The sequence below is a fragment of the Paenibacillus vortex V453 genome (genome assembly GCF_000193415.1).
GTDB classification, from domain to species: Bacteria; Bacillota; Bacilli; order Paenibacillales; family Paenibacillaceae; genus Paenibacillus_AQ; species Paenibacillus_AQ glucanolyticus.
The window spans coordinates 1-10,230 of sequence record NZ_ADHJ01000019.1 but is presented as its reverse complement, the minus strand read 5'-3'; the positions used below and the strand labels follow the sequence as shown (position 1 = coordinate 10,230).

Genomic DNA, 10,230 nt, shown 5'->3' with positions numbered 1-10,230 from the left:
GGTTGCATTCTCTTGAAGGTGTTTTTAATTTGTCTCACGTTATGGGGTCAGTCCAGACTTCATCGTCTGCCTCGGGCTCTTTTATTGTATTCCTGTCAACTAAGCCTTAGCCGTTTCTTGGATAATCCCTACGACAATCCGGGCAGCTTTTACCAGATCAGCCGCTTGAATGCGTTCCTGCGTGGTATGGATTTCTTGATATCCGATGGCCAAATTGACGGTTGGAATGCCAAGACCATTGAAAATGTTGGCATCACTGCCACCGCCGGACTGGAAGGTTCGGGTTGGGAAACCTAATCCACGGATGGCACGCTGTGCCAGCTGAACAACCTCATCATGTTCATTAAAACTGAATGCTGGATAAACGATTTCGCTGATGAACTCGCAATTGGCGTTGTATTCGCGAACCGTGGTTTCGAGCGCCTCACGCATATCATTGACTTGTTTATCCACTTTCTCCTGAACGATGCTGCGCGCTTCCGCATCAATCTGTACATGGTCGCACACGATATTCGTTGCGCCCCCGCCCTGAAACTTGCCGATGTTCGCCGTGGTTTCCTTGTCGATGCGTCCCAGCTTCATTTTCGATATGGCTTTGGAAGCCACTTGAATTGCACTGATGCCATCCTCCGGATTGACACCTGCATGAGCAGATTTTCCTTTGATAATCATCTTGATTTTTGCCTGGGTTGGCGCTGCAACAGCAATCGAACCCAATTCGCCATTGGAATCGAGGGCAAACCCGATATCCGCGTCCAAATAATCGGGATCGAGCGCACGGGCTCCGACCAGCCCCGACTCCTCACCTACCGTAATCACAAACTGGATTTGTCCGTGGGGAATGTTATTTTCCTGGATTACCCGAATACCCTCCAGAAGTGCTGCGATTCCCGCTTTGTCGTCCGCGCCGAGAATGGTCGTGCCGTCGCTTCGAATCCAGCCGTCTTCACCAAGTACGGGTTTGATGCCTTTACCGGGTGTTACGGTATCCATGTGGCAGGTAAAGAGCAATTTAGGCGTTTGTTCAGCAGCCTGATCCGCTTTCCAGGTAATAATCAAATTACCCGCGCCGTGACCTGTTTTTTCCTTTGCATCATCTTCGGTGACATCAAATCCAAGACGGGTAAATTTATCTTTAAGCACTTTCGAGATCTCTTCTTCATGTTTCGTTTCGCTATCCACCTGAACTAATTCCATAAACTCTCGAATGATACGTTCTTCTGAAATCACTAGACTTCCCTCTCTTTCGCAGATACGATACAATATCCTTATATCCATTTCTTAAATCGATGATGCAGATGCAAGTCTTGTTCATCATTAAACCTATTTCAAAGGAGTTACACCATGCAACGTAAAAAGTGGTTTCGAATTGTTATCTATCTTATGCTGATTGCTATGATCGGATCAACGCTTCTGATTGTACTTGAGCCTTTGTTCCTTCGTTAAGGCCTTGCCACTACTCACAGCTCCCGTTTACAACCAATGAGCCTCATATGGAAATACCCGGGTGAAGTAAGGCACGATCTCCCGGGCTACTTCCTCTACTTCAAACGTATGCCCCGTACAATCCTCCAGCGAAGTTACACCAAATTCCTGTATTCCGCATGGAATGATGCCTGAGAAGCCCGCGTCGGCAATTCCGGATTTAATATTAAACGCAAACCCGTGGGTCGTCACAAATCCGCGATGCTGTCGACATTTATTAAACTTAACGCCAATTGCGCAGATTTTCGAATCCCCTACCCATACCCCGGTATATTCGGGTTTGCGCCCTGCTTCAATATGATAGGAGGCCAGGTAATCAATAATAACCTGTTCCACATCGCGAAGAAATCCGTGCAGATTCAAATTCTTCCCGCCATCCAGAAGCAGCAGCGGATATCCGACCAGCTGCCCTGGTCCATGATATGTAATATCTCCGCCACGATCAATTTCAAACAGGCCGATTCCCTGTTTCTCCAGCTCCTCTTTACTAAGCAGCAAATGCTCCGGATGTCGCTGTGAACCCATCGTATAGGTTGGAGGATGCTGAAGGAGCATCAAACTTTCGTGACGCTCCCCTTGATCAATGGCGGAAACATGCAATTTCTGAAGTTCCCAGGCCATACCATAATCTACAATTGGCGTATACGATACGTCTAACGGTTTATTCATCTGCTCACGCCTTCTTTCATAGGGTTCCGACTAACCTAATGAAAACTTTATGCCACTGACTTCATACGAAAAAAACGGCTGTTTTTAGTAGAGCTTTGTATCCAAGGTATAACCTTCGAGGTTATCTTTAACACGCTGCAGGAACCTTCCGCAGATGACGCCATCCAAAATCCGATGATCCAGAGACAGACACAGATTCGCCATCGAGCGAACAGCAATCATGTCATTGATGACAACCGGCTTTTTAACGATGGATTCAAAGGTCAGAATCGCCGCCTGCGGGTAGTTGATGATCGGATACGACAGAATCGAACCGAAGGATCCCGTATTGTTTACCGTAAACGTCCCGCCCTGCATATCGTCCAGCTTAAGCTTGCCCTCGCGTGTCTTGCGTGCCAGCTCCTCGATCTCTCTTGCCAATCCGGCAATGTTCTTCTGATCGGCACGATGAATAACCGGCGTCAGCACGGAATCCTCTGTTCCGACTGCCAGCGATAGATTGATATCGCGCTTCACCACGATTTTATCCACTGCCCAGAAGGAATTCATGATCGGATAATCTTTAATTGCGTTCACAACGGCTTTGAGCAAGAAGGCCAGGTAGGTGAGATTAACTCCTTCCTTGCGCTTAAACTCGTCCTTCAGCTGATTGCGAAGCAGCACAATGTTGGTCACATCTACTTCAATCATGGTCCAGGCGTGCGGGATTTCCGTCACGCTTTGACGCATATTTCTAGCGATTGCATTGCGCATTGGAGTAACGTCAATAAAATATTCCGATCTTCCGCCCTCCATTCCCTCCACTTCGATGGTTGGAATCTTCGGCGATTCCGTCAGATGCAGCCCGGAGTGGCGCACATTCGGGATAGCCGTACCGAGCGGTGGCGACGGTTCCGACGGCGTCTGATGCTGCAGACCTTCAAACGGTGACATCGAACGATGCTGTACCGTCTCTTTCGGGGCTTGCGATGGATTGAAGGCCGCTCCTTCGGCCGCATAACTTGCGGCTGCTCCACCTTTTTCGATATAAGCCAGCACATCCTTACGCGTTATTCTTCCACCCATGCCGGAGCCCTGTACTTGCGAGAGGTCAATCCGGTGCTCTGCAGCCAGACTCTGCACCGCCGGTGAATAACGCGAGCGCATCGAATACGATTCATTAGTACCCTCTTGGGGTTGACCCGCTGTGGAAGCACTTCGGTTGACTGCCGTATGTGACAACACCGCTGCCTCCTGAGCGGAAGCAACCGATATCCGGCAAATTACCTCACCTACATTAACGGTTTGACCTTCCTGGGCAAGAATCTCTCCCATGACGCCATCCAGCGTAGATGGAATCTCCGCATTAACCTTATCGGTAATCACTTCGCAGATCGGTTCGTACTGCTCTATGGAATCCCCCGGCTTCTTCAGCCATTTGGCAATTGTCGCGGAAACAAGGGATTCCGCCAGCTGAGGCATCGTAACATCGGTCAATTTCTGATTTTCAGACATGCTCACAACTCCCTGTTCTTAATAAAGCGCCAATTGACGCATGGATTCTTTGACTTTGTCCTTGTTAAGCATAAAGAACTTCTCCATCGGTGGACTGATTGGCATGGCCGGTACATCCGGACCACAGAGACGCATAATCGGGGCATCCAAATCGTAGAGGCAGTGCTCCGCAATAATAGCGGATACTTCCCCTCCAACGCCGCCGGTCTTATTATCCTCATGCACGATCAGCACTTTGCCCGTTGTACGGGCTGCTTCGATAATCGCTTCCCGGTCAAGCGGTTGAATGGTACGCAAATCCAGGACATGGGCGCTGATGCCCTCTTCGTTCTCAAGCTCCTCGGCAGCCTGCATAACAAAATGCAGAGGCATGCTGTAGCTGATTACCGTAATGTCCGATCCTTCACGCAGCAAATTTGCTTTGCCAATCGGTACAACGTAATCATCGTCCGGAACATCGCCGGTTATTAGTTTGTAACACTTCTTATTCTCAAAGAACAGCACCGGGTCCGGGTCGCGTACAGCCGCTTTGAGCAGTCCCTTGGCATCATAAGCTGAGAACGGGGCAACAATCTTAAGTCCCGGTGTTCCAAAGAAAACGGATTCCGGACATTGGGAATGATACAATCCCCCGAATATCCCGCCGCCAATAGGTGCACGAATGACAACCGGGCAGCTCCAATCGTTATTGGAACGATAGCGGATTTTTGCCGCTTCGCTAATAATCTGATTGGTAGCCGGGAACATAAAGTCGGAATATTGCATCTCGGCAATCGGCTTCATGCCATACATCGCAGCACCAATCGCCACGCCGGCAATCGCGGATTCTGCCAGCGGCGTGTCAAGCACCCGTGCTTCGCCGAACTGGTCCATTAAACCTTTGGTTGTGGTGAATACGCCGCCTTTTACGCCAACGTCCTCACCAAGGACGAATACCGATTCGTCACGCTCCATCTCTTCCTTCATGGCCAGACGAATTGCATCTATATACTCCATTACCGCCATTCTGCTGCGCCCCCTTCATCATCGGCATATACGTGAAGAAGCGTATCTTCCGGCTTCGGAAACGGAGCCAGGTCTGCAGATTCCGTCGCTTCTTTGATCTCCAGATTCAATTGTGCGACCAGATCCTGATCGCGTGTTTCGTCCCAGAGCCCAAGGTCGATTAAATAGGTCTTAAAGCGGGCAACGCCGTCTTTTTTCCAGTTCTCTTCAACCTCTTCTTTTGTCCGGTAAGCCAGATCGTTATCCGATGTGGAATGAGGGGACAAACGGTACATCATGGATTCAATCAGCGTAGGTCCTTCCCCGCGAATCGCACGTTCGCGTGCTTCCTTCACGGCTGCGTACACTTCAAGCGCATCATTGCCGTCTACTCGAATACCAGGGAAGCCATACCCAAGAGCACGATCGCTCACCTTACCGCTAATCTGTTTATGAAGCGGCACCGAGATGGCATATTGGTTATTCTCACACATGATAATGACAGGAAGCTTGTGAACACCTGCAAAGTTGCAGCCCTCATGAAAATCGCCCTGATTGCTTGATCCTTCACCAAATGTAACAAACGATACAAAGTCCTTCTTCTGCATTTTCGCGGCAAGCGCAATACCGACCGCATGCGGAACCTGGGTTGTCACCGGGCTTGAGCCCGTCACAATCCGCAGACGCTTGCTGCCGAAGTGTCCTGGCATCTGGCGTCCCCCGCTGTTCGGATCTTCAGCCTTGGCAAATGCCGACAGCATCAATTCCCGAGGCGTCATGCCAACAGCCATTACAAATCCGTAGTCACGGTAGTATGGTAAGAAATAATCCTTCTCCCGGTCCAGTGCAAAAGCAGCAGCAACCTGGCATGCCTCCTGCCCGATACCCGATACGTGAAAATTAATTTTGCCCGCACGCTGCAGCAGCAGGTTGCGCTCATCGAACTTTCGCGCCAGTACCATATATTTGTACATGTCTAGCACTTGTCCGTCGGTCAGTCCAAGCTGCTCATGCCTATTGTTGTTCGCCGTAACCGTTTCATGTTCTTTCATGGAGATCCCTCCTTTATGTGAGCCATGACTATCAGGCTTGACCTGCCCATTTCGTTAGGAAGAGGGCATATTAGATCAAGTATTAAAACCTGGTACTAAGACTTGGCTTAATGTTATTATAATCCCTTTCTCCGCAAAAAGAAATGAGGGATTCCACAAAAGAATACACTCATCTCTACAAACCAATAGCCCGTCCATCCACCGCAAGCATCGCTTCGCCTATAATTTCCGACAAAGACGGATGGGCATGGACAGCCGTCCCCACTTCCCATGGTGTCGCATCCAGCACTTGAGCTAATGCCGCTTGACCAATCAGCTCCGTTACATGCGGACCCACCATATGCACACCCAGAATATCCTGTGTCTTCTGATCGGCAATGACTTTAACAAACCCTTCCTTCGTTCCATGGATCAGTGATTTGCCAATCGCCGAAAACGGGAATTTCCCAATCTTGATCTCATGCCCGCGTTCTCTGGCCTGCTTCTCGGTCAGACCAACGCTCGCCGCCTCATGACGGGTGTATACACAGCGAGGAATCCATTCACTGCGGAAAGTCTCCGACTTCTCGCCCGACAGATGGTTTACGGCCGCAATGCCTTCATGACTCGCCGCATGGGCAAGCTGAAGCCCCCCGATGCAATCTCCGATCGCATATATGTGAGGCTCTGTCGTCTGCATATTCGCATTCACCGTTATTACACCGTTCTCCACCCGAACATCGGTATTCTCAAGGCCAATATTCTCGGTATTGCCTACTCTTCCGACTGAGAGGAGCAGCTTGTCCGCGGATAACCTTCTTGTCTCATCGCCTTGCTCGATCGTAATGGAGACGCTATGATCCTGGATTTCGCAGCTGTCGGTCAAAAGATTAATGTTCGTGATCACCTCAACGCCTCTGGCGGAAAGCATCTTCGTAAGCGCTCGCCCGATTTCTTCATCTTCGGATGGCAGCAGATGAGCGGAGGCCTCTACTACCGTCACCTTCACGCCAAAATCGTTCAGCATGGAGGCCCATTCCACGCCGATGACGCCGCCCCCTACGATCATGATGGATGAAGGAAGCTCCTCCAGTTGAAGTGCATGATCGCTTGTCAGTATATGTATGCCGTCCGGCTCAAGGCCCGGTAAGTGACGCGGCCGCGATCCGGTCGCAATGATCAGATGGGCGGGAACCACCGTCTCCATCTCCCCGTCCGGAAGCTCAACCGCCACAGCACCGCTCCGCGGGGAGAAAATCGATGGACCGATGACTCTCCCTTTTCCTTGTATGACGGTGATTTTATTTTTACGCATTAAATATTGGACGCCCTGATGCAGCTTATCCACGATGCCGTCTTTACGCTTCTGCACGTTGCCAAATGACAGCCGAATCCCGTTCGTCTCGATTCCGTAACTCTCGCTATCCTTCATTTCTGCATACAGTTCAGCACTGCGAAGCAATGCTTTGCTGGGAATACAACCGCGGTGAAGACAGGTTCCCCCCAGTTTGTCCTGTTCAATGATGACCACATTTTTGCCAAGCTGGGCAGCACGAATGGCAGCTACATAACCACCGGTTCCCCCGCCAAGAATTGCTACGTCACAAGTTATAGCCACAAACGGCACCTCCATAATAAGTCCAGTTTTCACTATCATTGTACTCTCTTTTTTTCGGATTACAAAATCCGAATCGATAATCGAAATAGACATCATCATATGAAAAAGGTATGATAAACGTTAGTTACTTACATCAGTCGCAGGAAGGAATCTCCTATGAAAATGTTAATTTCCCGCTTTATTGCCATCTTGATTTTGGTCATCCCGGGCTTCATGGCAATGAAGGGTTTCTTAATGATGAAGGATGCGGTTTTTCTATATATTTCCGTTCATGGGGATGATAGCGTAGCGAATCCCGTTTTCGGCTGGCTGCCGTTTTTAGGCGGACTTGCGCTGTTTGTCATCGGCATCAGTTTCTTGGGCGGATGGATCCTGTTCCGGGATCGCAAACGGAATTACGTCGGCCCGAGATTCAAAAAGAAGCGTCCGGCGTCAAAATCAGGAACGCCATCCAAAAGTTAATCAAGCGATATGAAACAAACACCGGAGAGCCATCCCCGGTGTTTGTTTTTTTTGTATTGTTTGAACCAGCTATTCCATCAAAGCATCCTTCAGTTTGCTCGACATTCTTGTCTGTTTGGAAGTGGCCTTCAAAACGGTTTTGCGGAGATTCATGTTTTGCTTCGTTATAACTTCAAGTTCTTCATACATGGCATGAATTAACGTTGCTGCTTCCGGAGATAAGCCTCCCTGCGACTCCACCTCTTGCATACGTGCCTTCCAGGTTTCCATCTTGTCACTCATGCTTGTCTCCCTCTCAGAGCATTTCACTCTACTCATACTTGAACGATCTATCCGTTCCTATTAACGAACTATCGAACCTTCAGATCAGCAGACAATTCAGCAATCAATTTTGGCATCCATTCCTTCAACTCCCAAAACGAAAAGCCGGCAGCAGCCGCTTTGGCATGATCCATCGTCCAATCCCCCGGAATGCCGAAAGGAGACATATGCTCAGGTGCCGTCCGATGTCTGTAAGCGGTGCCGATCTTCCAATTTCCTGCTGAATCAAGCCCATGATTTCTCTGACTGATATTGTACCGACGGAACAAGCATTAACCGGTCCTTCAAACTGAACCTGACCTGCCCACTCCAAAAACTCGGCCGCCTCCTCAGCATGCACAAACGATATTTCCGCATCCGGATCGGGCAACCCAATAGCTTCTCCGCTGGCAGCATGCTCAATATGGAAGAGCAGTCTTCTTGTATAATCATCCGGTCCCAGGACAATCGGTAATCGAACGGCGGTGACATTCAGGTTATGTCGGCTAAACAACACGGCCTCAGCCTGACGCTTGCCTTCCTTGTAGCTGTAATCCTGGCTTGCATTCATCATGACAGGATATCTGTAAGGATCGAAGTCCTCTTCCCGCACAGGGTGATCTGCAAAATCATATACCGATAGCGTGGAGGTCAGCACATATTGTCCAACCCGTCCCGTAAAAATATCGGCTGCTTGTCCCGCTTCTTCTGGAGTATAACATATATTATCGTACACGATGTCAAAGTCCTGATTCCCCACCGCTTGCTTCAGGCTTTCCGGATCTTTGCGATCCACGGCAACTCTCTGTACAGCACCTCCAAAAGAATCCTGGTGTTGTCCCCTCGTCAAAATCGTAACGGCATCTCCGTTAGCCAGCAGCCGGTTAACAAGCCTTCTGCCAAAAAAACGAGTGCCGCCCAATACTAGAATCTTTGCCATTTATAATTCCTCCTTACCAGGAAATAAAGTTATCGCGTTTAAAATTCGGTGTATTCTTTCTTAACCAATAGTTATCGTTGTCTGTCCCTTTTTCTCCATCCGCATCGCAGACTCCTTCTTTTCTCCTATTTTATCTTTGTAACCATCTTCCCAAAAAGCAAAAACCGACCAAGCTGGCGCTCAGTCGGTTGGCTGCTGCATATACGGAGCTGCTGCTCCTGTTATACGAATTAGAATCAGGTTTAGGAGCAGAGGTTATGACCTGGATGCCAGATCACTATCCGCTCTCGGTACCCCGAAATCCGGCATTCCATCCTCTGTCCACTGGAAAATCTGCACCCGCGTATGTCGATTCGGATCGTATAAGGGGTCTCCCACAATCTCCTTATAACTTCTCGCATGGTAGACCAGGATGTCCTGCGAGCCATCCTCGGAAACGGTGAAGCTGTTATGCCCTGGCCCATATTGGCCGTTAGCTTCCGATGTAGCAAATACAGGCGATGGTGATTTCATCCACGAGTCAGGATTTAACAGGTCACTGTCCTCACTCTAGCCGTACAGTCAGTCCCTATCGCACTAGTTATGGTCGGTGGCGCTTGCCGAGTAGGTTATGTAAATACGTCCGTTGCGCTTAAGCACAGCGGCCCCCTCGTTTACGAGATATCCGATCTTCTCCCATTCGTACTCGGGAATCGATATACAGACCTGCTCGCCTGTCAGCGTCCATGCGTTTTCCATCAATGAAATGTACGAGATTGGAGTTGCCTGGAATAGCAGGATCCTTCTGAGCCCACACATAATACCGGTTTCCTCTATGCTCAAACGTTGTTGCATCCAAGGCAAACGACTCCCACCGGGTAATCACTTGGCCTTTCTCCACCCATTCCCCATCCAGCGGGTTTGCCGCCTCGTTCTCCAGCACAAACATACGATGATCAAACAACCCGTCCCTTGTTTCTGAAGTATGGGCAGCTGCATAATAGACATACCATTTGCCGTCGATGTAATGCAGCTCAGGAGCCCATATGTTGGCACTCATCAGGCCTGATTCATGCTTGCGCCAGATCGTCGCCTCTTGTGAATCCACGAGCCCTTGTATCGTTGTCGAGCGCCGTAGCACAATGCGGTCGTATTCCGGGACGGAACCGGTAAAATAATAATAACCATCGACATGTTTATAGATCCATGGATCTGCCCGCTGCTCGATCAGGGGATTTTTTATATGAGCATTTTGCATTAATCTGAGT

General features: G+C 49.4%; 11 protein-coding genes and 1 pseudogene. 2 read left to right on the top strand and 10 right to left on the bottom strand.

Going from position 1 to position 10,230, the window contains the following annotated elements:
* Positions 1 to 99: 99 nt before the first annotated feature.
* The gene (locus tag PVOR_RS11780; RefSeq protein ID WP_006209399.1) at positions 100 to 1,230 is read right to left on the bottom strand and encodes a tripeptidase T; all 1,131 of its coding nucleotides are present in this window, start codon (positions 1,228 to 1,230) and stop codon (positions 100 to 102) included.
* 114 nt (positions 1,231 to 1,344) lie between these two features.
* On the opposite strand from PVOR_RS11780, the gene prli42 reads away from it, so the two are divergent.
* Positions 1,345 to 1,446 (top strand): stressosome-associated protein Prli42, encoded by a 102-nt coding sequence (gene prli42, locus PVOR_RS30015; protein ID WP_006209398.1) that lies wholly within the window; start codon positions 1,345 to 1,347, stop codon positions 1,444 to 1,446.
* A 27-nt stretch (positions 1,447 to 1,473) separates the two neighbouring features.
* On the opposite strand, the gene lipB is transcribed toward prli42, so the two are convergent.
* From lipB to lpdA, 5 genes are all read right to left on the bottom strand, one after another.
* Positions 1,474 to 2,154, bottom strand: a complete 681-nt coding sequence (gene lipB / locus PVOR_RS11775; RefSeq protein ID WP_006209397.1) for a lipoyl(octanoyl) transferase LipB — start codon at positions 2,152 to 2,154, stop codon at positions 1,474 to 1,476.
* A gap of 84 nt (positions 2,155 to 2,238) precedes the next feature.
* Positions 2,239 to 3,648, bottom strand: coding sequence for a dihydrolipoamide acetyltransferase family protein (locus tag PVOR_RS11770; RefSeq protein ID WP_006209396.1), 1,410 nt, complete (start codon positions 3,646 to 3,648; stop codon positions 2,239 to 2,241).
* 18 nt (positions 3,649 to 3,666) lie between these two features.
* On the bottom strand, positions 3,667 to 4,653 hold the full coding sequence (locus PVOR_RS11765) for an alpha-ketoacid dehydrogenase subunit beta (RefSeq protein ID WP_006209395.1): 987 nt from the start codon (positions 4,651 to 4,653) through the stop codon (positions 3,667 to 3,669).
* Positions 4,644 to 5,684 (bottom strand): thiamine pyrophosphate-dependent dehydrogenase E1 component subunit alpha, encoded by a 1,041-nt coding sequence (locus tag PVOR_RS11760; RefSeq protein WP_006209394.1) that lies wholly within the window; start codon positions 5,682 to 5,684, stop codon positions 4,644 to 4,646. Before PVOR_RS11760 ends, PVOR_RS11765 begins: the two co-directional genes overlap by 10 nt.
* Positions 5,685 to 5,859: 175 nt before the next feature.
* The gene (gene lpdA / locus PVOR_RS11755; protein ID WP_006209393.1) at positions 5,860 to 7,281 is read right to left on the bottom strand and encodes a dihydrolipoyl dehydrogenase; all 1,422 of its coding nucleotides are present in this window, start codon (positions 7,279 to 7,281) and stop codon (positions 5,860 to 5,862) included.
* A gap of 156 nt (positions 7,282 to 7,437) precedes the next feature.
* Here lpdA and PVOR_RS11750 point away from each other — a divergent pair, with 156 nt between their 5' ends.
* Positions 7,438 to 7,743, top strand: a complete 306-nt coding sequence (locus PVOR_RS11750; protein WP_006209392.1) for a DUF2627 domain-containing protein — start codon at positions 7,438 to 7,440, stop codon at positions 7,741 to 7,743.
* A gap of 69 nt (positions 7,744 to 7,812) precedes the next feature.
* Here the strand turns inward: PVOR_RS11750 and PVOR_RS11745 are convergent, their stop codons facing one another.
* The 4 genes and pseudogenes from PVOR_RS11745 to PVOR_RS33005 all read right to left on the bottom strand — a co-directional run.
* A complete protein-coding gene (locus PVOR_RS11745; protein ID WP_006209391.1) occupies positions 7,813 to 8,025 on the bottom strand; it encodes a hypothetical protein in 213 nt (70 codons plus the stop codon).
* 124 nt (positions 8,026 to 8,149) lie between these two features.
* The gene (locus PVOR_RS11740; protein WP_006209389.1) at positions 8,150 to 8,983 is read right to left on the bottom strand and encodes an NAD-dependent epimerase/dehydratase family protein; all 834 of its coding nucleotides are present in this window, start codon (positions 8,981 to 8,983) and stop codon (positions 8,150 to 8,152) included.
* 255 nt (positions 8,984 to 9,238) lie between these two features.
* Positions 9,239 to 9,721, bottom strand: a pseudogene (locus PVOR_RS33010) (family 43 glycosylhydrolase).
* Positions 9,615 to 10,230: family 43 glycosylhydrolase (locus PVOR_RS33005; protein WP_419144506.1), on the bottom strand; the 616-nt coding region annotated here is incomplete at its 5' end. The gene PVOR_RS33005 and the pseudogene PVOR_RS33010, both read right to left, overlap by 107 nt.